This is a genomic window from Desulfitobacterium hafniense DCB-2 (assembly GCF_000021925.1).
GTDB classification, from domain to species: Bacteria; Bacillota; Desulfitobacteriia; order Desulfitobacteriales; family Desulfitobacteriaceae; genus Desulfitobacterium; species Desulfitobacterium hafniense.
In genome coordinates this window covers 3,074,037-3,097,173 of the sequence record NC_011830.1, presented here as the reverse complement: position 1 = coordinate 3,097,173, position 23,137 = coordinate 3,074,037, and the positions used below count along the sequence as shown (strand labels likewise).

Annotated in this window: 24 protein-coding genes and 2 pseudogenes; 23 read left to right on the top strand and 3 right to left on the bottom strand. The window is 45.5% G+C overall.

The window, feature by feature from the left end; translation table 11 throughout:
* The first annotated feature begins 115 nt into the window (after positions 1 to 115).
* From DHAF_RS14405 to DHAF_RS25215, 6 genes and pseudogenes are all read left to right on the top strand, one after another.
* Positions 116 to 604 carry an RNA polymerase sigma factor gene (locus tag DHAF_RS14405; RefSeq protein WP_005816021.1) on the top strand — a complete coding sequence of 163 codons (489 nt, stop codon included), beginning with the start codon at positions 116 to 118 and terminating at the stop codon, positions 602 to 604.
* On the top strand, positions 597 to 1,658 hold the full coding sequence (locus tag DHAF_RS14400; protein WP_015944279.1) for a DUF4179 domain-containing protein: 1,062 nt from the start codon (positions 597 to 599) through the stop codon (positions 1,656 to 1,658). The genes DHAF_RS14405 and DHAF_RS14400 overlap by 8 nt, the downstream gene beginning before the upstream one ends.
* A gap of 190 nt (positions 1,659 to 1,848) precedes the next feature.
* Positions 1,849 to 3,462 carry a histidine kinase N-terminal 7TM domain-containing diguanylate cyclase gene (locus DHAF_RS14395; RefSeq protein ID WP_242659886.1) on the top strand — a complete coding sequence of 538 codons (1,614 nt, stop codon included), beginning with the start codon at positions 1,849 to 1,851 and terminating at the stop codon, positions 3,460 to 3,462.
* On the top strand, positions 3,455 to 3,601 hold the full coding sequence (locus DHAF_RS25910) for a hypothetical protein (protein ID WP_157135369.1): 147 nt from the start codon (positions 3,455 to 3,457) through the stop codon (positions 3,599 to 3,601). The genes DHAF_RS14395 and DHAF_RS25910 overlap by 8 nt, the downstream gene beginning before the upstream one ends.
* Before the next feature lie 163 nt (positions 3,602 to 3,764).
* The gene (locus DHAF_RS14390; RefSeq protein ID WP_015944275.1) at positions 3,765 to 4,781 is read left to right on the top strand and encodes a serine hydrolase domain-containing protein; all 1,017 of its coding nucleotides are present in this window, start codon (positions 3,765 to 3,767) and stop codon (positions 4,779 to 4,781) included.
* 263 nt (positions 4,782 to 5,044) lie between these two features.
* A pseudogene (locus DHAF_RS25215) lies at positions 5,045 to 5,149 on the top strand (TIGR04076 family protein); the annotation flags it as partial.
* Between the two features lie 125 nt (positions 5,150 to 5,274).
* Here DHAF_RS25215 and DHAF_RS14385 read toward each other — a convergent pair.
* Positions 5,275 to 5,742: a hypothetical protein gene (locus DHAF_RS14385; protein ID WP_005816029.1), complete on the bottom strand. Its 468-nt coding sequence runs from the start codon at positions 5,740 to 5,742 to the stop codon at positions 5,275 to 5,277.
* Positions 5,743 to 6,094: 352 nt separating this feature from the next.
* On the opposite strand from DHAF_RS14385, the gene DHAF_RS14380 reads away from it, so the two are divergent.
* From DHAF_RS14380 to DHAF_RS14370, 3 genes are all read left to right on the top strand, one after another.
* Positions 6,095 to 7,063: a helix-turn-helix domain-containing protein gene (locus tag DHAF_RS14380; RefSeq protein ID WP_005816030.1), complete on the top strand. Its 969-nt coding sequence runs from the start codon at positions 6,095 to 6,097 to the stop codon at positions 7,061 to 7,063.
* 242 nt (positions 7,064 to 7,305) lie between these two features.
* Positions 7,306 to 7,683 (top strand): BlaI/MecI/CopY family transcriptional regulator, encoded by a 378-nt coding sequence (locus tag DHAF_RS14375; protein WP_011459856.1) that lies wholly within the window; start codon positions 7,306 to 7,308, stop codon positions 7,681 to 7,683.
* Between the two features lies 1 nt (position 7,684).
* Positions 7,685 to 9,082, top strand: a complete 1,398-nt coding sequence (locus tag DHAF_RS14370; protein WP_015944273.1) for a M56 family metallopeptidase — start codon at positions 7,685 to 7,687, stop codon at positions 9,080 to 9,082.
* Positions 9,083 to 9,226: 144 nt separating this feature from the next.
* On the opposite strand, the gene DHAF_RS14365 is transcribed toward DHAF_RS14370, so the two are convergent.
* The gene (locus DHAF_RS14365) at positions 9,227 to 9,577 is read right to left on the bottom strand and encodes a cyclophilin-like fold protein (RefSeq protein WP_015944272.1); all 351 of its coding nucleotides are present in this window, start codon (positions 9,575 to 9,577) and stop codon (positions 9,227 to 9,229) included.
* A 72-nt stretch (positions 9,578 to 9,649) separates the two neighbouring features.
* On the opposite strand from DHAF_RS14365, the pseudogene DHAF_RS25210 reads away from it, so the two are divergent.
* The 3 genes and pseudogenes from DHAF_RS25210 to DHAF_RS14350 form a co-directional block, all read left to right on the top strand.
* Positions 9,650 to 9,814, top strand: a pseudogene (locus DHAF_RS25210) (LysR family transcriptional regulator); the annotation flags it as partial.
* A gap of 65 nt (positions 9,815 to 9,879) precedes the next feature.
* Positions 9,880 to 10,398 (top strand): GNAT family N-acetyltransferase, encoded by a 519-nt coding sequence (locus DHAF_RS14355; RefSeq protein WP_015944270.1) that lies wholly within the window; start codon positions 9,880 to 9,882, stop codon positions 10,396 to 10,398.
* 54 nt (positions 10,399 to 10,452) lie between these two features.
* Entirely contained in the window at positions 10,453 to 10,764 is a 312-nt protein-coding gene (locus DHAF_RS14350; RefSeq protein ID WP_015944269.1) for a TIGR04076 family protein, read from the top strand.
* A 108-nt stretch (positions 10,765 to 10,872) separates the two neighbouring features.
* Here DHAF_RS14350 and DHAF_RS14345 read toward each other — a convergent pair whose 3' ends face one another.
* Positions 10,873 to 11,061, bottom strand: coding sequence for a hypothetical protein (locus DHAF_RS14345; RefSeq protein ID WP_015944268.1), 189 nt, complete (start codon positions 11,059 to 11,061; stop codon positions 10,873 to 10,875).
* 144 nt (positions 11,062 to 11,205) lie between these two features.
* Between DHAF_RS14345 and DHAF_RS14340 the strand changes: the two genes are divergently transcribed.
* The 11 genes from DHAF_RS14340 (at position 11,206) to DHAF_RS14290 (ending at position 23,098) form a co-directional block, all read left to right on the top strand.
* A complete protein-coding gene (locus DHAF_RS14340; RefSeq protein ID WP_005816044.1) occupies positions 11,206 to 11,457 on the top strand; it encodes a helix-turn-helix domain-containing protein in 252 nt (83 codons plus the stop codon).
* A 210-nt stretch (positions 11,458 to 11,667) separates the two neighbouring features.
* Positions 11,668 to 12,522: a DUF3102 domain-containing protein gene (locus DHAF_RS14335; protein WP_005816045.1), complete on the top strand. Its 855-nt coding sequence runs from the start codon at positions 11,668 to 11,670 to the stop codon at positions 12,520 to 12,522.
* 97 nt (positions 12,523 to 12,619) lie between these two features.
* On the top strand, positions 12,620 to 12,847 hold the full coding sequence (locus tag DHAF_RS14330) for a DUF1659 domain-containing protein (protein ID WP_005816046.1): 228 nt from the start codon (positions 12,620 to 12,622) through the stop codon (positions 12,845 to 12,847).
* 52 nt (positions 12,848 to 12,899) lie between these two features.
* On the top strand, positions 12,900 to 13,139 hold the full coding sequence (locus tag DHAF_RS14325) for a DUF2922 domain-containing protein (protein ID WP_015944267.1): 240 nt from the start codon (positions 12,900 to 12,902) through the stop codon (positions 13,137 to 13,139).
* A gap of 197 nt (positions 13,140 to 13,336) precedes the next feature.
* Complete coding sequence (locus tag DHAF_RS14320) at positions 13,337 to 15,448, top strand: sigma-54-dependent Fis family transcriptional regulator (protein ID WP_015944266.1); 2,112 nt, start codon at positions 13,337 to 13,339, stop codon at positions 15,446 to 15,448.
* 349 nt (positions 15,449 to 15,797) lie between these two features.
* Positions 15,798 to 16,967, top strand: a complete 1,170-nt coding sequence (locus DHAF_RS14315; RefSeq protein ID WP_005816049.1) for an acyl-CoA dehydrogenase — start codon at positions 15,798 to 15,800, stop codon at positions 16,965 to 16,967.
* Complete coding sequence (locus DHAF_RS14310; protein ID WP_005816050.1) at positions 16,964 to 17,803, top strand: 3-hydroxybutyryl-CoA dehydrogenase; 840 nt, start codon at positions 16,964 to 16,966, stop codon at positions 17,801 to 17,803. Before DHAF_RS14315 ends, DHAF_RS14310 begins: the two co-directional genes overlap by 4 nt.
* Before the next feature lie 65 nt (positions 17,804 to 17,868).
* Positions 17,869 to 19,011, top strand: a complete 1,143-nt coding sequence (locus tag DHAF_RS14305; RefSeq protein ID WP_005816051.1) for an acyl-CoA dehydrogenase — start codon at positions 17,869 to 17,871, stop codon at positions 19,009 to 19,011.
* Between the two features lie 27 nt (positions 19,012 to 19,038).
* The gene (locus tag DHAF_RS14300; protein ID WP_015944265.1) at positions 19,039 to 19,812 is read left to right on the top strand and encodes an electron transfer flavoprotein subunit beta/FixA family protein; all 774 of its coding nucleotides are present in this window, start codon (positions 19,039 to 19,041) and stop codon (positions 19,810 to 19,812) included.
* 31 nt (positions 19,813 to 19,843) lie between these two features.
* Entirely contained in the window at positions 19,844 to 20,833 is a 990-nt protein-coding gene (locus DHAF_RS14295; protein WP_005816053.1) for an electron transfer flavoprotein subunit alpha/FixB family protein, read from the top strand.
* A 165-nt stretch (positions 20,834 to 20,998) separates the two neighbouring features.
* Positions 20,999 to 23,098 carry a heterodisulfide reductase-related iron-sulfur binding cluster gene (locus DHAF_RS14290; RefSeq protein ID WP_011459849.1) on the top strand — a complete coding sequence of 700 codons (2,100 nt, stop codon included), beginning with the start codon at positions 20,999 to 21,001 and terminating at the stop codon, positions 23,096 to 23,098.
* Positions 23,099 to 23,137 lie beyond the last annotated feature (39 nt).

Here is a 23,137-nt window from a genome sequence, read left to right as displayed (position 1 = left end):
AGTTTACAATACAATCTGCCCTTTAGCGTGCTCATGAGCACGCTAAATTTTTTTCGATTTCATTGTAGCTTTTTGCATATATCGAAAGTGTTAGTAGTGAAGGGAGGCTTATGAAGTGGAAAAACAATCACTGCGTGCGGACGATTGCGAAGAAAAAATTATTAAGCAGTATTCTGATCTGGTATACCGCCTCGCTTTTGCTCGCATGGGAACACGGCACGATGCAGATGAAATTTTCCAGGAGGTGTTCCTTCGCTTTATCAAAAAAAAGCCTGTGTTTCATGAGGAAGAACATCGTAAGGCATGGTTCATACGAGTAACCATAAACTGTTCCAAAAGCTTTTGGAGCAGCTCGTGGTTCAAAAATGTTCAGCCAATCGACGATGATATTGCATTTGAAACCAAAGAAGCTATGGACTTATACTATGAGCTGCAAAAGTTGCCGCCCAAATATCGAGGGGTTATCTACTTGTTTTATTATGAGGATATGTCCATTGAAGAAATAAGCAAAGCATTGAATAGGAAAAACTCTACGGTTCGCACTCAGCTGACAAGAGCAAGAGCAGCATTAAAAGCAGTTATTAAGGAGGACGATTATGTTTAGAGAAAATTATAAAAATCTCTTTAGCCAAATCAAACCGGATGAAACCCTGGTTGATTCAGCAATTCAAACAACCCGCGATAAAGCACGCAGCCGCCAAAAGCCCCTTAATTCATTGCGCAAGCCGGCAGTGGCTCTTGTATCAATCGGCCTTTGTCTTTCACTGGCAATGCCTGTGTTAGCTGCCAATGTTGAGCCCATATATCAGCTGATGTATTTGGTTTCCCCACAGGTTGCACAGTTGTTTATGACTGTGCAAAAATCTGATGAGGACAATGGAATTAAAATGGAGGTAGTTTCAGCATACATTCATGACAACATTGCCGAAGTGTATATTACCATGCAGGATTTAACAGAGCAAAATCGTGTTGACGCAACCATCGATTTGTTCGACAGCTATTCGATAAACCGTCCCTTTGACAGTGCTGCACACTGTGAGCGTGTGGACTATGATGCCGGCACAAAAACAGCAACCTTTTTAATCACGATTGAAGAATGGGGCAACCAAAATATTGTGGGCGATAAAATAACCTTTTCTGTGCGTGAATTTTTAAGTCATAAAAAAAATTATAAGGACATCTTGGTGCCGATTGCTCTTTCCGACGTTGATGTCGCTGAAAGCACACAAAGAGTTTCATCTAATGGCGGAGGCGGGTTAGATTACCAAAAGTTTGTGGGCGGTGATCAAAAACCAATTGCACTTACGCCATCAGCCCCTAGGAGCGAGTTTTCAGTAGAGGGCATTAGTCTAACCGGTATAGGTTATATTGAGGGTAAACTTCATGTTCAAACAGCCGTAAAAGAACCATTGGACAACGACAATCACGGCTTTTTCTATTTAAAAGATGGCAACGGGAACAGAGTTGATCACAATTATAGCTTCGCTTTTTCCAATCAATACGAACAACCAGGACGAATTGATTATGGCAATTACGTTTTTGATCTTCCCCAAGATGAAATCGGGGGCTATACCTTGTATGGCGACTTTGTTACTTCTGGTCTGAAAGTCGAGGGTCGTTGGCGGGTCACCTTTCCCATTGAAAGTGTTAAGAACTAAGCTGAATGATCATATAGGGAAAGCATCTCCGATCGGGGATGCTTTCTTTAGGATATTGGCAGTCAAGTGAGCCGACGAATCGGGTAGGAGGCTAATCATTAGTTGGTTTTTTACATTGAACACTTGATAGCCCTATGTTAGACTGAAAAAAAATGATACAAAGTGTCATTCCGGATCATCTATGAGGAGGATGTATACTTTGGACAATGTCAGTATCATTAATATGCTGCTGGTTTTATCCACCTTGGTGATATTATATTTCTTGTTGTTAATCGCCAAAAGAACGCGGAAAAAGCAAATTCATTATGCTGTTTTAAGTATGACGGCCAGTATTCTCCTATGGAATATCGCAGTACTATTGTATATGACGTTTGACAATGTCCCATGGATACTGGCAATATGCGAGCGGCTGTACTTTTTGGGTACGATTCTTGTATCAATTTCCATATTATTTACCGGGTTAATATTTGCCCGAACCAAAATAAAATTCACATGGAAGCATGGGTTGCTGTTTGTTGTCCCAGTCATCTCTATTGGGGTGCTGCTTACCAATCAGAGTCATCACTTGTTTTATACTGTCTTTAGCCTGATACCCTCCAAGCAAAATTTTGGTATCTATTTTACGATACATACCATATATTCCTATCTGTGTATAGGGATTGGCTTGGCCTATCTTGTGATTTTTTCCATAAAGAACTATGGAGTTTTCTCCAAACAATCCTCGTTAATATGTATTGGCATTATGATTGCGCTGATCATGGACGCGATCAGCACATTTAAGATCTTTGATTGGTCAACGGCAATCGAAAATATTGCCTTTGCCGTGACGATCAGCTTTTTTGTCATAGCCACGGTTAAGTTTGATTTTCTGAACGTAATACCCATCGCCTTGCAAACGGTTGTTGATTTGATTTCTGACAGCTACGTGGTGATTGATGAGGATTTTGAAATCATTGATTACAACCAAGCTTTTGTAAGCGATTTTAGCGGGGTAGCCAGGAAAGTCGACATTATGGCAATAATCAAAAAGAATTATAGTGATCTTGATGTTAAGAGGTTCAAGGGCTTTTTGGACGAAGCTGTTCGTGAGCATAAAAAAGTGAGCTTTGAAATCTCCAAGCCCAGGAATGAAGCTATTGTCTATTATAGGGTGGAGATCACACCCATTTATGTCAGCGGCAATCCCATAGGAACTATCATTTTAAAAAAGAATATTACTGAGCATAAAAATAATCTGAAGGAGGTTATGCAGCTCAATGAGAGGCTGCAGAGTCTGGCAACCCGGGATTGGCTGACTCAGTCTTATAATAGATATTTTTTTGATGAAAGATTACAGCAGGAGATTGACCTCGTGAACAGGCTGCAGGCATACGGCCTGGAATCAGAAAAAAGTGTCAATAATTTTGGGTTGATCATGTTTGATATAGACTATTTTAAAAATTATAATGATAATAATGGGCATCTGGCGGGGGATGAGCTTTTACAGACAATCGTTACGGTTGTTAAAGGGGTATTATATCCGACTGATATATTATGCAGATACGGCGGAGAAGAGTTTGCCGTTATTTGCTGCCATACCTCAGAGAAAGGGTTTGAAATAGCTGCGGAAAAGATCAGAAAGGCTGTGGAGGATTATGATTTCAGGTTTCAGGATAAACAGCCGGGTGGCAACCTGACAGTCAGCATTGGCGCAGCATACTGTTCGACCCCTAATGTCAATAAAAAGGATTTAATAACAAGAGCTGATAATTATCTGTATTTAGCCAAAAGCACCGGAAGGAATAAGGTTGTTTTTAGTGAGTAAACATATGTATGGCTTTACGAAAATGCCTGAGCGATGCCCATTAGTACGGGATGTAACGTTAAGGGCTAAAGGCTATCGCTGCCTGATCGTGGAAAGCTATCTTGTTCTTTTGGATTATCTATGGCAAGCGAAGCTATGAAGGACTGGTGAATTAAATTGAGTGAAGCAGGAACAGACATGGTCCTGCTTTATTTTCAAAATGAGCGGCTTGAGTGGAGTTTTCTTGCCACCTTTTTATGTGGAAAAGTGTGCTATGATAGACTTATCGACTACTGAAATTTCTGATGGTGGAGAAGTAGACTATGGATATTAACCGTATCAAACATATTTTGATCGATCAAGGCTTTCGGGGCTGCATCCAAATTTCAAATAATAAACAAATTATATTTGCAGAGGCATATGGCTACTCGGATTTTCCAAATCGAATTCCCAATACGCTTGAAACAAAATTTGCGACTGCTTCCGCAGGAAAGGTTTTTGTCGCCGTTTCAATACTCCAGCTGATTGAAAGCGGAAAATTGCGCCTTCAAGATACACTCGGCGACATTCTTCCCTTGGATTGGCATAAGATTGATACAAACATTACTATTGAGCAATTGCTTATGCACACATCCGGTATTCCAGATTACTTCGACGAAAGTGTAATGAGCGAGTACGGGGATTTGTGGAAAGACTTTCCCAATTACAGAATTCGAACGAATTCGGATGTGTTGCCGCTGTTTCTTGACAAACCAATGATGTATCCTCGCGGCACAAAGTTTCAATACAATAATACAGGATTTGTCGTGCTGGCAATGATGATTGAAGCTGTGACCAATAAACCATTTGACAGCTACCTTCATCTGAATGTCTTTAACCCTTGCGCAATGGATTCTACCGGCTATTATGAGCTGGATTCTCTTCCCGCAAAGTGCGCCAATAACTACATTTTTGATGGAGAAAGGAACCGATTCCGTACCAATATATACAGCGTAGATGTTAAAGGGACCGGTGCAGGTGGCGCGTTTACAACAGTAGGTGATATCGGAAGATTCTGGGGTGCGCTTTGGTCGTATAAGCTGATGACCCGGAAAACAACTCTGGAAATGTTACGCTGCCATAATGGGAATATAGAAGCAGGATACTATGGTTATGGAATCTGGTTGGAACCGAGGGGGAACAACGGTCATAGCCCATATTTTCAAGGCCGTGATCCTGGTGTGAGCTTTATTTCTGCCTATGAACCAAGTGCAAATGTTGTGATTACGCTGGTGAGCAATTACGGAGATAATGTCTGGAAGCTGCTGAGAAACATTCGAGAATGCATATCGGGTCAATAGCAGAAATCTTTTTCCGGCATTAGGAATAGGTACCTTAGTGAGGTGTTGTACATGGAGATAAGAGAAGCAGATGAAAAGGACTTAATTGGGTTATTAGAGTTAAAATTTTATGAACAGGCCGGATATAATAAAAATGATAAAACGGCGTTTATTCAATGGCTTGATTAGCTCTAACCCAGGTACCTATCCTGACCTGATGACAACGTAAAATTTCCGCAACAGCTCAAGCAGTAAGCGGTATAGAAATGATGAACATACATGAAACGGGACAAGTTTTTTATGCTGATTATGCAAAACCAGCTGATTTCTGTGACGAAGCCTGGAAGGCGATCTATCAATATGTTTTTGCATTGGCCCATGGGGCTGGAAGCGACGGATGAAAAATCACATATAGAATATGAACCGGTTAAGCGGTGAATTTCAATAGCTCAGGTTTAATTGTGAACAACACTTGGAATCTCAATTTTGTGAACTCGGCCACATGTTATAAGATTTAGCTGTCTTCTTCATGTTCTTGATTTGGCGATCCCTTGAGCGAAGCAGGAGATTCTCCCTTCTTATCCATGGACATGATCATCGTGTAGCCGAAGAGTATGCCGCAGATGATTACGCCGTAGCTTTCAAAAGCCCAAGGCCTTAGGATCAAAGACAGATATTTCCCCAGAGATGAAAAAAATATAAAAAGAGAAAACGTAAAGAACAGGGCCGGAAGCCCGACAATGAGCAATCTCTCCCATTGGATTCTCCATTTCCCGGGTTTCTTATATCTCCGGATAAATTCCGGAAGTCCAAGCAGCAAGCCGATTAATACCGACAGAGCGATGTTAAAAGTCCATGCGGGATACGGATTATAGGTTTTACTGGTGAAAGACTTCAGTTCGAAGCTATAGGTTATTCCCAACTGGATAAGGATAATAAAAAAGACTGCATAGAGTAAATAAAAGAAAACTCTCTTTCCCATAGGCCCTCCTAAAACAAAAATAAATAGCCACAGTGAACATCAACCTGTCCATGGACCATATGCCCAAGCGATTGGATCAGAAGTGTAGTAATTACTTTCTCTATAGATACCACTATGTCCTTCTTCACCTGGGCATTCAGGGCTTTTCAAAGAAATTGGCAAATTCCGATATAAAATTTGCCGATTTCTTTGTTCCTCATGGATTATAATACAGGTCAACAGCCCTTATTTAGCGGAGTGCAACTAATGGTTGCGGAATTTCCAAGTCCTATTGATAGCATGTAACCAGGGGCTTTGTTATGATTTTCCTGCAATATAGCAAATGGTATTTGCTGAATAGGAGGAACTCAAAATGATTTTGGCGGAAAAGATTTTGTCATTGCGTAAAAGCAACGGCTGGTCTCAGGAAGAATTGGCTGAGAAAATGAACGTATCAAGGCAGTCTATATCCAAATGGGAAAGCGCCGCCGCAATACCGGATATCAATCGGATACTGGAGCTGGCGAGGCTTTTCGGAGTAACGACCGACTACCTGTTAAAAGATGATTTTGAAACAGCAGTGTATTCCGGTGCAGATGAGACGGAAAATTATATACGCGTTTCTCTGCAGGAAATGAACGATTTTTTAAAAAACAATGCCAACTATGGAAGCCGGATCGCATTGGGCGCTATACTGTGTATTCTCTCTCCGGTTTTGCTTATTGTGTTGTCCGCAGTCTCGAGGGCGGGTATCGCCATAACTGAAAGAGCTGCCTCCGGCATAGGCATTATGACGGTATTCTTGATGGTCGCAGGAGCTGTCGCCATCTTCATTATCAGCAGTGCGAAGATGGAACGCTTTGAATACCTGGAAAATGGCAATTTTGAGCTTGAATACGGTTTGTCGGGCATTATAAAGGAAAAAAGGGCGGCTTTTGAAAAAACACATGTTCAACGCACGGCGCTTGGTGTTGTTCTCTGTATTTTATGCCCCATCCCGCTTATTGTCGCCGGCATATTCAGGGCTTCGAACATGACTCTTTCTTGCTTTACAGCTCTGCTACTGGCGGTTGTTTCCGTCGCAGTATATCTTTTTATCACCGTGGGTACGATCAAAGGCGGTTATGATCAGCTGTTGCGTGAAGGGGAATTCGAGCCGAAAGAGCAGGTGCGTGCGAAAAGAGTCTCAAAATTTGCGGGAGTCTATTGGCCGATTGTTGTGGCGTTCTATCTTGGGTGGAGCTTTCTTACCAACAATTGGGGGATTACTTGGGTGGTTTTGCCGATTGCTGCGCTGATTTTTGCAGGCGTTTCCTCCATATTGCATTCATTAGAAAGGTAAAAGAAAGTCCAATTGAAAGAGATTGGGGAGCACTCCATTAGCAGCCATTCCAGCAATCAGATTGTTTTCATTGTCTAAGACGGCTGTAAAATCTTTATCGAAGGTCCTAAGGATAAGGAAGTATTGATTTCATTCGTCACTTATTATAGGAGAGGATGCGGCAATTTTTCGGCACGCTTGACATCCATTTTAGGCAAGTGTATAATTTAAATATAGGCAATTGTCTAAAAGGAGGCGATATCATGAGCACGATGAAAAAACTACCGGACGCGGAGTTTGACATCATGAAGGTAATTTGGGCGAACGAACCGCCCATTACAGCCAATATGATTATGGAGCAGCTTGGTAATGAAAAAGAGTGGAAAGTGCAAACTGCTATTTCCATGTTGCTCCGGCTGGTAGACCGTGGCTTTTTACGCACGGAGAAAAACGGAAAAGAACGAACCTATTATCCTTTGGTCAGCAAAGAGGACTATTTGAAGTTTGAAACAAGTAATTTTATGAAGCAGTACCATGACAATTCGTTTCTTGACCTTGTTCATACACTATACGAAGGTAAGGCGGTAACTGACGAGGATATTGACGAATTGCTCCAATGGGCAAAGAAACGGAGGGGTTAGTGTGCAAAGTTTTATCGTCACGCTTCTAACCTGTTCAATTACCATGTCGGCCATTGCTTTGTTTTATATGGCGGTTACGCCATTGCTGGCAAAGCGGTATTCCGCTAAGGGGCGGTATTACGCATGGTTGATTATTGTGATTGGATTGATTATCCCTTTCCGGCCCCAGTTTGACAATCCCTTTGTCAAGATAATTCCTACTGAAACAGCGACACCTACTATTCAAATAGGCAACAGAACACAGATCGCAGGCCCGGTTGAAAGCGCTTTGTCATCCTCGGACGTATCTCATATTTTATTGTCATGGTGGCAAATTGCGGCGGCGGTGTGGCTGGCCGGAATGATAGCTTTTCTTGTCTATCACACGGTAAAGCACTATCGTTTTATGAAGATGACAAAGCGCTGGTGCGAAACAATTACAGACGAACAGATATTGAGCCTGTTCCAAAACCTAAAGGCAGAGTTAGGTATATCAAAGCAAATTAACCTTGATCAGTGTTTAAGTATTGGCACTCCTATGCTAATAGGATTTTTCCAACCCAAAATACTGCTGCCGACCACGAAGTTTCCAAAGAATGAGCTTCGGTTAATTCTCAATCATGAGCTTGTTCATTACAAGCGCAAAGACCTATGGTATAGGTGCTTAGTGCTGTCTGCAAAAGCGATTCACTGGTTTAACCCCCTTGTATATCTGATGGCAAAGGCGATTGATGCAGTATGCGAAATGTCCTGTGATGCCGAGGTGGTACACAGTATAGATGCAGATATGCGCCAGCAGTATAGCGAAGCAATTATCGGTGTGGTTCAATATCAATCAAAAGTGAAAACCGCACTTTCTACCAGTTTTTATGGAGGCAAAAAAGGAATGAAAGAACGGATTTCTTCAATTATGGATGCAGGCAAAAAGCGAGTTGGGGTAATCATAGCCTGCGCTATTTTGTTATTGACATTAAGTACAGGTGTTGCATTTGCGGTTAGTAGTGATGCTGTTGAAATGGCATTAGAAAACGAAAGCCAAGAATTACCAACGCCAATATCATTTGTTAATGATAGTCCAATAAGGAAAGATGTTGTGTTATTAGAAAGTATCTCTTTTGAACTTTCAGATACAAATCCAACTCAGACATATTTGATTGCAGAAGCTTATGAGGATTTGATATTTTCATTTAAAGGAGTCAGTGCACCAATAAACTTTACGCTTGTAACACAAAATGAAGATAGTCATTGTGCAGGATTTAGCGGTGATACCTGCAGGGTATATATTAAAAGCGAGTCTAATTCTGAAAATGTTTTTGAATGGTCACGTGGTTTCATAGACTCAGATAGTACATATAAGCCGACAGAGATAGTCGATTATAGTAGTGGAACCTTAGAAATTTATCAAGTTCACAGCCTGTGAAAAGGAAAATTGCCGGCATAGAGAATGCAATCAGCAGCGCTAATAGTTTCTTTTTCATGAATATGCCCATTCCTTTCCAACGCTTCATAGAGCAATGCCTGCCTGTGGCCGATCAAAAGGAAGGCTACAGGCGGGCTGTATTACTTAGTTAATGCTAAAAGTCACTTCAACACTGCCGCTCCCCAGAGCATTGGCCAATCCGGTCACATCGTCAACGGTGCCAAGCCTTGTGTAGCTGTACGAAGTGGGAAAACTTTCATAAAATAGCACCAGGCAGTCGGAGCCGTAGAGCATCAAATCACCGGTCTTGATACTCCCTACACGTTCACTGGCGGAAGGAAGTTTCTCTGAGAAAAAGTAGAATTTTTCGTTCCCGTTCAGTTCATCCATGGTCAAGGTCAAGGGTAGCTTCTTCAGCAGCGACCGTGTCGAATCGTTGTCATATAAGGTTGCCCTAAAGTTTTTGTCGCCAATGCGAAGGGCTAAGCTTGGCATGGCATTGCTTTCTGTTTGCGTATCCTGCTCTGCGGGCGGTGGTTCCTGTGTGCCCGATTCTGCCGGAGCAGGGCACTGTGTTTGGATAAACTGGTGAACACAACCAGCTCCAGCGGTCTTTCTTTTAAGCCACTGGAGCCACGGGTAGAAGCGCATTTAAATATTGTCTGGAAGAAATATCAGGTGTTTTCGAAAGCGGCAGAAAAATTCTTGGAGAGAATGCGTCAAGAAATCTGAATTCAAGGGTACTTATTTTGCCTCGAAATATTTAGAAATAGAATCTATATTAGGTGGGGTTAGCCATGTATATAGAAACAGAACGATTAATCCTGAGGAAACCAATGATAGAAGATTTTGCTGAGTATTGGCTGATGAAAAACGATCCTATGGCGACGATGTATACAGGTGGCATTACTCCTTACACCTATGAAGAAAGATATAAGATGTTTCAAGAGGAGTGGGTGGATTCCGGCCAAAACTCTGAATTTACTGTTATAGAAAAAGAGAGCACTATGTATATCGGGTATTGTGGAATTAGGTATTGTGATGTTATGGGTGAAAACGAGTTATTATATGGGCTGTGCCCAAATTCATGGAATAAGGGCTACGGTTACGAAGCGGCAAAAGCCGTATTGGATTATGGTTTTTCCGTACTGAAATTAGAATGTATAGCCGCAGCCGTTAACCCCCAAAATACTTACTCGGAAAAAATTTTAGCTAAACTGGAGCTGAATTATGCCGGTGAGTTGGCAATGACTGGCATAGAAAAGCTTCGGAAATATGTGTTGAATGTTGAGCAATATAACCAGCGAAGAGTATAAGAATGTGACATAATGGCAGGAACAGCATGCTCATAGGACAAAAGGAGAGTACGTGTGAAAAAAGTAAAGATTTCAGTTATAAGAAAAGAATTTTATCCTGAATTTGCTGATGAATATCTGACAGATGGTGCTGCGGTAGGACCGTGTTTGCTTTTAAATGTAGGTGATGAATTCATCTATGATGGAGGTGCTGAAATGCCTCTGAATTTTTGCCCCTGGGCCTGGATTGATATTTATCGTGGCGTAAACGCGTTGTCAGCGGGTGCTTCTTATGTTCCTTGGAATAAAAAAGATGGTCTGCAGATATTATGCTGCACAGATGGTATCCGCCCTGTTATTTTTAAGGTTGAATCACTTAACGATTGATTGACATAAACGCACATAATCTGAACTGTTCACGACAGGTTATTTCTGTTGGCGAAGGGTTCGGATTTGGGTTAATATGGATTAAATTGAGCATCCCCTACAAGGTATTTAATCTTGCAGGGGATGCGTTTCTTCTTCACTTGTATCGTCTGCTTCTTTACCTATAACAATGAGATTATCCGTAATATCGTAAGCGATATACAGTTCTTCTGCTAGTTGCTGTGCTTTTTGAAGTGCTGTAATTGCTTTTGTGGTTTCTTGGAAAAGAATACGATACATCTCTTTATAGTTTGGCACGACAATCACTATCCTTTAGAACGTTATATTGTTCATATGTTTGCTGTTAATTATATATTGTTATCTATTAGTTGTCAATAGTAGTTAATCAGCTTATGTATATAGGCTACATTGCACGATAAACTTTTATTGAGGTGATTGCATATGGCCAGAAGTACAAAAATTGCCCTTGAAAACAGAGATAAATATATAGCTCTTGGATTGAATATTGCCTATTATCGCAAGAGGGAGGGCATGACTCAAGACCAACTTGCGGAAAAAGCCGGGATGAGCCGTTCTTATCTTGGCGAGATAGAAGCTCCCAATATGATAACAACGATGTCATTGGAAGTATTGTTCAATATTGCGAACGTGCTGCGCATAAAGCCATCTAAATTGCTTGAATTTAGGGACTAAAGCCACTGGGGCAATTGATGGTGGCGGGAGGAATCGGAATGGCTTCGGGATGATTCTGAAAAGCTGAATATCGTGGAGACCTCTAATTTGCTTTTTAAGCCGTTGTCAGCTGTTGTCTGCTGACAACGGCTTTTTTGTGTACAAATCCTCACGTTTATAAACTTGACCACATAGTTTATAGAAAAGCATCAAAAAGGATGGGTAACCACCATGAATCCGATCAATACTGAACGCACGACCTCAAATATCGCTGCGGAAATTCTGATTATAAGACAACACACATGTAAAATTCTGCTGGTCAGCGCCGTGGAGATCGGCAAGCGCCTGAAGGAGGCCAAGGCCCTGCTGCCTCATGGGGAATGGCTGAAATGGCTGGCGGAGTCGGTGAGCTATTCCCGAAGCACAGCCGGGAACCTTATGCGCCTACACGGAGAATATGGGCCTAGGCTGCTCACCTCAAGTGAGAGCGATGAAAATTGCCAATCGGTTGGTAATTTGACTTATACGCAGGCCCTTATCCTGCTGGGACTTCCGGAAGAGGAGCGGGAGCAATTTATGGCGGAACATGATGTGGCCGGCATGAGCAAAGTGGAACTTCAGCAGGCTGTCCAGGAAAGAGATCAGGCCCGGGAAGAAAGGGACCGGGCTATCGGGGAAAAGTCTGAGCTCGAAAAAGAAGTGGCGGACAAAGACAGCAGGATCACTGAATTAACCACCCGGAATGCCGGCCTGGAGCAGGAAGTGTCGGACTACAAGCAAAAAGATGAGGCCCGCCCGGAAAAAGTCGTCCCGCAGCCAAAGGAGCCGGCCGTGGCCAAAGAAGAGAGCCCCTCCGCCCGGAAAATTGCCGATGTTCAATTCACCATTCACCGGGACAATATGCTCAACGCCTACGAAGGGCTTTTGAAGACCCTTGCCGGTTTAGCGGACACCGATCCCCAACTGAAGGAAGAATACCGGGAGACGGCCTATAAGATGATGGAAAATATGACCAAGAGGCTGAAGGTGTATCCGCCTGCCATCACTACCAATTTAAAAATAAAGAAAATTACCACCACTTTATGAGGACTTTGGGAACCATTGGATAATCGGGTGCATAGACTGGAAGGGACAGGCGAAACAAGCTCCTGTCGTCAATACGGCAAGAAAGGGGGTGAGGAGGATGGCAGTTCTTGCCATTCCCCTGACATCAACTCTGACTGTGAAATGTGAGACCGGGATCACGCCTTCCGGCAGTCCGGTGATTAGAAAGAAAAGTATCCCCGGATTGAAGTCTACGGTTACGGATGAGGATCTCCACGAAATCGCCACGGCGTTGTTCAGTTTAGTGGCGGATCAGGTAGTGGATATCACCGTAAGCAGGAACTCACAGCTCCTTGAAGAGGAGTAAGGGCCCTGGGAAAGGGTACCTGGGGAGGGATTTCAGGAAGGGGGTGAATAGATTGCCAATTTCTACGAACCGGATAATAAAATTATCTTTCCGGACCAGCGGGGGTAAAGCGGCGGGTATTACGCTCTCCAACCCTAAGCAGGGTCTGACAAAAGAAGTAGTGCAGGACGTAATGAATACTATCCTGGCGAAAAACGCTTTTATCACGGCCAGCGGAGAGCTGGTTGGAATAAAGGATATCAAAATAACGGATACGGTGACGGAGGATTTATACGATCCTCTCGAGCCGTAGCGGAACAAGCCAGGTGAAGGGAGAATAGAAGAATTTCCGCTGCCGTGGGCGGCAGCGGGATTCTTCTTTCCCATTTCCAATAATTAATTTAAGGAAAAGCAGGATTTAGCGATCGAATACAGAAAATTAGGAATAGTATATAATTTGCATGATAACTCTTTCTAAATATTACAGAAGGTTAGTGAGATGAGACAAACATGAATGGCTTTATTTCGAGTGGTCTTTCTTTGCTGGACAGCCAGGAATTGATTCTCTCCTCCCTTTATCTTGATGAAGAGACCTTATTGGCTGATGCTCTGCAGATCATTTTAAAAGAGGAACGAACTCATCTGCCGGTAGTAAGCAAAGAGAAAAAATTTCTGGGTGTTTTAGGGACTGCCGATATTATGGAAAGTTTAAGCCAGGGGAAGTTTGCTCCCAAGGCGCCGATTACATCCTATATACGGCCGGTGGAGTGGCTACTTCCGGAGGAGAACAGCCTGCTTTTTAATTTCAATGTCTTGATTACCGAAGGATGGCCCACCGCCTTTGTGGTTGACAGCAAAGGCGAGTATCAAGGTGAATTCAAATTTCATGATAATCTGTTCCTGTTGTACCAACTGCTGAACGACCTGGATTTTTATATCAGCCAAACCATCGAAGCTGTTCATAATGCCGTGGTGGCTATTGATGCTCAGGGGCGCATCGTTTTCTTTAACCCTTCCGCGGAAAAATTGCTGGGCTTTCATGCTGAAGAAGTCCTCGGCAAACCGATCAAAAACTTTTTTCCGGACTCCTTAACCTTTAAAGCGCTGGCAACAGGTGAAGAACTGCGGGGCATCCCTATGAGCTACGGTGAGCTTAACACCAAGGCAGACTTCCTGCCCATCATCCTGGGGCACAAGGTTCTGGGCGCAGTAGCCGTGTTTAAAGATATTACCGAACTGGAAGAGGTAAGCCATCGTCTGAATTCCAACGAAAAGCTGATGGCCACACTGGAGGCGGTGGTCGAGAATTCTTATGAAGGCATGGTCGTCATCGATGATCAAGAGAATATTGTCCTGATGAACCAATTCTTTTTGGATGTCATCGGGGTCAAAGTGCAGGATGTGATCGGCAAAAAGATTAATGATATCAGCCCTAATTCCAGTCTGCCTCAGACCTTGAAATCAGGGAAAGCCCAATTCGGCGAGACCTGGCATCTTAAGGGGCGTGATTTTATCATCATGCGAGTCCCCATTGAACGGGAAGGCAAAGTCGTGGGGGCCTTGGCCAAGACTCTTTTCAAAAACATGGAAATCGCCAAAATGTTTGCCAAAAAAGTCATGCGCTTGGAAGAAAACCTCGCTTACTATAAAGAAGAGTTGGGCAAATTCCATTCCTCCCAATTCGTTTTTGATGATATTATCGGGGAAAGTCCCAGAATGAAAAAAGCCAAATCCTTAGCACATCGTGCCTCCCAAACAACCTCCACCATTCTGATCCTGGGTGAAAGCGGTACAGGGAAAGAAGTCTTTTCCCATGCTATTCATAAATCAAGTATTCGCAGCAACGGACCTTATATCAAAGTGAATTGTGCGGCATTGCCGGAAGACCTGCTGGAATCAGAACTTTTTGGTTATGATGAAGGTGCGTTTACGGGGGCCCGCAAAGGCGGCAAGCCCGGTAAATTTGAACTTGCGGACAAAGGGACGATCTTTCTTGATGAGATCGGGGATATGTCTCTGGGTATGCAGGCTAAACTGCTGCGGGTGCTGCAGGAACGTGAACTTGAGCGTTTGGGGGGGACAGAACCCATCAAAGTGGATGTGCGGATTATTGCCGCCACGAACAGGGATCTGCACAAAATGGTGATGGAGCATAAATTCCGCCTTGATCTTTATTACCGTCTCAATGTTCTGACCATCGATCTGCCCCCTTTAAGAGAACGCAAAGAGGACATCGGCTTTATTGCCAGAGGACTTATTGAAAAAATCAATAAGCGACTGGGTACGGACATCCAGGGGGTGAGACCGGAAAGCATTACCCACTTGTGTGCTTATGACTGGCCGGGCAATATTCGTGAACTGGAGAATATCCTGGAACGGGCCATCGTCATTTGTGATGAAGCCTGGATTTTGCCCAAGCATTTGGCTTTGCCGGGAGTTATGGAAACCATAACCTTAGGTGCGGAACAAACCCTGGAGTATGCTTTACAAGCCGCAGAACGTGAGATCCTTGATAAGACTCTCCGCCGCGTTCAGGGCAACAAGGTACAGGCTGCCCGAATCCTGGGCATTCACCGCTCCGTGCTCTATAAAAAGCTGGCTAAGTACAATATTCAAGGGTAATTGACAGATGTCTCGATTTTGAGTCACTGTAGTTTTTTGGAGACAGTGTCCTTTTTAATAGACATAGGGAGTTAAAAGGTTGGAATTCCAGCCTTTTTTTAATTTCTCGCTGATTTAAAGACAAAATGTTGTCCGCTTTTAAAGACATATGAACTTTGCGTTCACATGTACAAATAGATGAAATATTTTAAAAATTTCGAAAATACCTGAATGAATTCAAGGCTTTCCGGAGATGAGGTTAAAACTTGACGCACATTGGCACGTTATTTGCATAATAAACAGATAATTTATAATATTCCCATAGTTGTGCGGCTGCCCAAAGAGACTGTCGGCAAGGAGGTCACCTTCATTGAACTTTAATCTTACCGAAGATCAAAAGATGATGCGAAAAATGGTCAGAGATTTTGTGGAAGAAGAGGTCATTCCCCAGGCGGCTCATACCGATGAGACCCATGAGTTTCCTTTGGCCTTGGTACATAAGATGCGAGAACTGGGACTGCTGGGGATCCCTATTCCGGAGGAGTATGGAGGGGCCGGCTCCGATTTTACCTCCTATACCTTAGCCCTTGAGGAGATCGCCCGGGGCTGTGCCTCCACGGCCGTCATTATGGCTGTTCACACCACCCTTGGCACCTTTCCGATATATTATTTTGGCAATGAAGAACAAAAACAGAAGTATTTGCCGAAGCTTGCCAAAGGAGAGATGCTGGGAGCCTTTGCCCTCACGGAACCGAACTCCGGGTCCGATGCCTCCAGTTTAGTCACCACCGCCAAGCGCCGCGGCGACCACTATGTGATCAACGGCAGCAAACGCTTTATCTCCAACACCGGCTATGCCGGAATCTATACAGTTCTGGCTTCCACCGACCGCACCAAGGGTTCCCGGGGAATTACGGCTTTTCTTGTCGATGCCGATACTCCCGGTCTTATCATCGGCAAGAAAGAAAAGAAAATGGGACTCCACGGTTCATCGACCCGTGAATTGATTTTTGAGGATATGGTGGTTCCTGTGGAGAACAGATTAGGAGAAGAGGGGCAAGGGTTTAAAATTGCCATGGCCTTGCTTGACGATGGCCGGATCGGGATTGGGGCCCAGGCGGTAGGGATTGCCCAGGCAGCTTTTGAGGCTGCCCTGGCCTATGCTCAGGAAAGGGTTCAATTCAAGCAGGAGATTATGAATTTCCAAGGCATCCAATTCATGCTTGCGGATATGGCCGCCCAACTGGAGGCAGCCCGCTTATTGGTCTATCAGGCGGCCGTCAGGCGGGTGGAGGGGGTGCCCTATAGTAAAGAGGCTTCCATGGCCAAATTATTCGCCAGTGAAATGGCGGTCAAAGTGACCAATGATGCCATGCAGATCTTCGGGGGCTACGGCTACACCCGGGAATATCCCATCGAACGCTATCTGCGGGATGCCAAAATCACTCAAATCTATGAAGGCACCAACCAGATTCAGCGGATTGTTATTGCTAAACATTTAAGAAACAAAAATTATGACATGGAGAGGAGAACGTTATGAAAACGATTATGATCATCGGAGCGGGGCAAATGGGCTCCGGAATTGCCCAAGTAGCGGCTCAGGCAGGGTACACGGTCATCTTAAATGATATCAAGGAGGAATATGTAGCCCGTGGTCTGAAAGGAATTGAGAAGAATCTGGACCGCAGTGTGGAAAAAGGCAAACTCACCGCTGAAGAAAAGTCCAAGATCCTCGGGCAGCTTCAGGCCAGTGTTTCTCTTCAGGATGGGGTTCTGGCTGATTTAGTCATCGAAGCGGCAGTTGAAAACATGGCGATTAAACATGATATTTTCCAAACTTTGGATAGGGTTTGCCCTGAACATACCATCTTGGCTTCCAATACGTCCTCATTGCCGATTACGGAAATCGGCGCCTGCACCAAGCGCCCGGACAAAGTGATCGGGATGCATTTTATGAATCCGGTGCCGGTGATGAAGCTTGTGGAGATCATCCGCGGCCTGGCAACCAGTGATGAAGTGTATACCGAGATCGAGAACCTGAGTGTGGCCATGGGGAAAACCCCGGTGGAAGTCAATGATGCCCCGGGCTTCGTCGCCAACCGGATTCTGATTCCGATGATTAACGAAGCCATATGGACCCTTAACGAGGGCATTGCCAAACCGGAAGCTATCGACAATGTCATGAAGCTGGGAGCCAATCATCCCATGGGTCCTTTGGCTCTGGCGGATCTGATCGGTTTAGATACGGTCCTGGCCATTTGTGATGTGCTCCATGAAGGGCTTGGCGATAAATACCGGCCCTGCCCCCTGTTGAGAAAATATGTCAAGGCAGGCTGGCTGGGCAGAAAAACGGGCAGAGGTTTCTACACTTATTAAGGTTTCTACACCTATTCAATGAAAGGTTAGAGATATTCAGAAAAAATGAGGGGAGACGAAAACGTATGATTTTTGAGTTGAGTGAAGACCATGTGATGATGAGGAAAATGGTGCGGGATTTTGCCGAGAATGAGTGTGCGGCAGGCGCCGAAGAGCGGGATGAAAAAGAAGAATTTCCCCGTGAGATATGGAATAAACTGGCGGAACTGGGCCTGGCGGGGATCACCTTTCCCGAGAAATACGGCGGTGTGGAGGCCGACTATTTATCCTATGCCATCGCGGTTGAGGAATTATCACGGGTGGATGCCTCAGTCGGGGTGACTGTGTCCGCTCATTCCAGTTTATGTGCAAATCCCATTTACCTCTTTGGTACGGAAGAACAAAAACAAAAATATCTCGTTCCTCTGGCCAGCGGCGAAAAGATGGGAGCATTTGGCTTAACGGAGCCAATGGCCGGCTCCGATGCTTCCGGAACCCGGACCACCGCAGTTAAGGATGGGGATGATTATATCATCAATGGCACCAAAATTTTTATCACCAACGCCTATGAAGCCGATACTTACGTGGTCACGGCCCAGATGGATAAGAGCAAAGGGAATAAGGGCATCGCCGCCTTTATTCTGGAAAAGGGTATGCCGGGCTTTAGCTTTGGCAAGAAGGAAAAAAAGATGGGGATCCGCTCTTCGGCCACCTATGAATTGGTCTTTGATAATGTCAGGGTCCCGGGAGAAAACCTCTTAGGTCAGGAAGGACAAGGATTTAAGATTGCCATGGTCACTCTGGACTTCGGCAGAATCGGCATTGCCTCCCAAGCTTTGGGCATCGCCCAAGGGGCTTATGAGCAAGCCAGGAAATATGCTAAAGAAAGAGTTCAATTCGGCCAGCCCATCGCACAATTCCAAGCCAACCAATTTAAGCTGGCAGATATGGCCACCCAGATCGAAGCAGCCCGGTTATTGGTTTATCAAGCGGCTTATCTGGCCACCCAGCATAAACCTGTCTCCAAAGCTTCAGCTATGGCTAAGCTTCATGCCTCAGAGACAGCCATGTGGGTGACCACCCAGGCGGTCCAAATGCACGGCGGCTATGGATATACCCGTGAGTATCCCGTAGAGCGGATGATGCGGGATGCCAAGATCACAGAGATTTATGAAGGCACCAGTGAAGTACAGCGTATCGTCATCGGCAGCCATATCTTAAAAGAGTAGGTCTTAAATAGAGTAGGAGGATACCCTATGAACATTGTGGTATGCGTTAAGCAAACGATTGATACAGAAGCTAAAATAGTTTTGAACAGTGAAGGAAAAATAGATGCCAACGGTGTTACCCTGGTGATCAATCCTTTGGACGAATACGCTATTGAAGAAGCGCTCCGCATGAAAGAGAAATTCGGCGGTGAAGTAACCGTTATTACCCTGGGCGGGGATCAGGCCACCGCGACCATCCGCAGTGCTCTGGCTATGGGCGCCGATAAAGCGATTCACATTAACGACCCTGCTCTGGGGGAAGTGGATGAAGGCATAGCTGCCGCCATCCTCGCCAAAACCATCGAGACCATCCCTTACGACATCATTTTAGCAGGAGTGATGGACACCGATCATGGCTCAGCCCAGGTAGCCGTACGCATGTCTGAGAAGCTGGGGCTTCCTTCCATCAGCAGTGTCACCAAGCTGGACATTAATGGCACTCAGGCCACAGCCCTGCGGGTCATCGACGGCGGTCTGGCAACACTGGAGGTCGCACTTCCGGCTGTGATCACCGTAGTTCAGGGCATCAATGAGGTGCGTTATCCATCCGTAGCCGGCATTATGAAAGCGAAGAAAAAGCCCCTGACACCTCTCAAACTGAGTGACATCGGGCTGGATGCCTCCGGCTTGGCGCTGCAGGCCAAGGTTACCCAATATACTTTGCCCACCCCCAGACAAGGAGGAAGAATACTTCCCGGTGAAGCGGCAGAAGCCACCCATGAATTAGCACGAATCCTCCGCGAAGAAGCTAAAGTTCTCTAATCAGTAATGAACACAGTTAGGAGTGAGTTATATGCCTAAGGGAATATGGGTATTTGTCGAACAAGCTGAAGGGAAAGTTCGCAAAATATCCTTGGAAATATTAAGTCAGGGGCGAAAAATTGCCGACCAGACGGGAGAACCTCTGGCGGCGGTGATCGCCGGTGACGGCATCGCCGGCTTAGCACAGGAAGCCGCCGGTTATGGAGCTGATCAGGTCTTCTTACTGAACTCCCCCCAGTTGGCCCAGTATACGACCGGGGCCTATACTTCCGCACTGGCTAAGCTCATTCAGGAAAAAGAACCCCAAGCCTTCCTGTTAGGCCACACGGCAGTGGGCAAAGATTTGGCTCCCCGCCTGGCCCAACGCTTAGGAGTCGGCCTTGCATCAGACGTTATCGATATTGAAGTGGATCCGGAAAAGTTCCTTCTTTATAAACGGCCTGTCTATACGGGCAGCGCTTACAGCTTTGTGGAAATCGTGAGCAGGCCCAGCCTGGCCACGGTAAGAGCTAAATCCTTCCCAGTGGCGGAGCCGGATCCAGCCAGACAAGCCGAGGTCATCGAAGCAGCGGTGACCATCGACCCGGAAGATCTTAAAGTCATTGTCAAAGATGTGGCCTATTTGGTGACCAGCCGTCCGGCGCTGACTGAAGCAGATTTTGTGATCTCCGGCGGCCGGGGCATGAAGGGGAAGGAGAACTTCGCTCTTCTTGAAGAGTTAGCCGATGTGGTGGGGGGAGCGGTAGGAGCTTCCCGGGCGGCCGTGGATTCCGGGTGGATAGACAACCAGTTTCAGGTAGGACAGACCGGGAGCATTGTGGCCCCGACCTTGTATATTGCCTGCGGGATCAGCGGCGCGATTCAGCACATCGCCGGGATGGGAGCATCCAAGGTCATCATTGCCGTCAATAAAGACCCTGAAGCGCCTATTTTCAATGTGGCCGACTATGGTATCGTGGGGGATTTGTTTGAGGTCGTCCCCCTTCTTACGGAAGAATTTAAGAAATTAGTGAACGGATAGGATGCACCCTTTTAAGGCAACGTGGATGCGGGAGTTCACCGCTGTAAACAAAAGAGGGTCCTGTTTGGAGAAGGGGGGCTGCCCTGGGGCAGCACCCCCCATGATCAAGGAGCAAAGGGAACGCTCCGGGAAATAGGTCTGGGATTAGGAAAGGGGAATAGGGATATGGCGACACGGGAGCTTTATTGGAATATTGAATATCACTGGCTGATTTACCCTATGCTGGTCATAGCTCTCGGTTTTTTCTGCTATGGTTTTTATCAGCGTTATCAGCTGTGGCAGATAGGACGGCCTGAGAACCGCAGGCAGAATATCGGCAAAAGAATCGGAGATGTCCTTCTTTATGGCTTAGGACATAAAAGAATCTTAAAAGATGCTTTTCCGGGAATCATGCACCTTTTGATGTTCTGGGGGTTTGCCCTGCTGTTCTTTGCCACGATGATTGTAGCCTTGCAGGCTGACTTAGGGATCAATATGTTTAAAGGCGGGCTCTATATCTTTATTAAGGTAACCGCCAATGCCTTTGGACTGTTAGCCATTATCGGCTGTCTGATGGCGATTTGGCGGCGTTATGGTCAGCGTCCGGATCGCCTCGATAATAAAAAGGATGACGCCTTTGTTTTAGCCCTTATCCTTACGATCCTGGTCACCGGTTTTGTCATTCAGGCTGTGCGTATGGCGGCAGTTGAAGATCCCTGGGGCATGTATGCCTTCATCGGCTATGCCATGGCACCCCTTTTCAAGGGCTTGAGCAATTCAACCCTGGAAGGAATTCATGCCTTTCTCTGGTGGTTCCATTTCATTTTAGTGATGGTCTTTTTTGGGTATTTTCCTTACTCCAAGCTTTCCCATATCCTTTTGGCCCCTGCCAATCAGTTTTTGCGGCATCATGGCCCCATCGGCATCCCGGAGAATATCGATTTTGAGGATGAGAGCCTGGAGACTTATGGCAAAAGCAAGCTGGGTGAGTTCAGCTGGAAGACCCTTTTTAATACGGATGCCTGTTTGCGCTGCGGTAGATGCCAGGATAACTGTCCGGCTTATTTAAGCGGCAAACACCTTAACCCCAAAAAGGTGATTCAGGATATGGGCGCTTATCTGGAAGAGATGGGTCAGGCACTGAAAACCTACCGGGCGGCCAATCCGGCCCTTGCCGTGGCCGGCTCCGGAAATGAGGTGGCGGCTGCGGCTGAAGCTGACACTGGGGCCCAAGTTCCCAGTGAAGAAGAGTTGGGCTTGCGCTCTCTCATCGGTGATGTGATTGCCGAAGATGATCTTTGGGACTGTACCACCTGCCGTTCCTGTGAAGAACAATGTCCGATCTTTGTTGAGCATGTGGATAAAACCATTGATATGCGCCGTAATCTGGTGCTTATGGAATCGCGTTTTCCCGCTGAGGCTCAGCTGGCTTTCCGCAATATGGAGAACAACAGCAATCCCTGGGGAATCGGCTGGTCTTCACGGGGGGACTTTTTGCAAAGTGTAGGATGTTCGACTATAGAAGAAAATCCAGATGCTGAAATTCTTTACTTTCCAGGTTGTTCAGGATCCTTTGATGCACGGAATCAGAAGGTCTCGGCAGCCTTGGTGAAGCTCCTGAAGGCCGCACAAGTTAATTTTGCTATTTTAGGCAGTGAGGAGAAATGTTGTGGAGACTCAGCCCGCCGCCTGGGAAATGAATATCTTTTTCAGGCCTTGGCTCAGGAAAATATTGAGACGATGAATGGCTACGGGGTAAAAACCATCGTTACTCAATGTCCTCACTGTTTTAATACCCTTAAGAACGAATATCCTGAGTTTGGCGGGAATTACCGGGTGCTCCACCATACCGAATATTTAAACGAACTATTAGCCGCCGGTAGATTAAAGCTTCATAAAGCAGGCAGTGGTTCGGAAAGGGGGGGAAACAGTCAATCCGTTACCTATCACGACTCCTGTTATCTGGGCCGCTATAACACGATTTACACAGAACCCAGAACCTTGCTGCAAGCTGCCGGTTTCCGGATTACCGAAATGTCCCGTCATCATGAGAAGAGTTTTTGCTGCGGTGCCGGCGGCGGAAGAATGTGGCTGGAAGAACATCAGGGCCAACGTATCAATGAGATGCGCACGGACGAGGCCATGGCGGCAGGCGCAGAAGTGGTGAGCACGGGATGCCCGTTCTGCTTAACCATGATCAGCGACGGCATAGCTGCCCGTGAAGCCGTGGAGAGTGTGAAGGTATTGGATATTGCAGAGATCCTTGTCGAAAGAATATCGGAATAATTGACCGGGCGTCAAAGCGTTTTTTGACGGACAACAGGT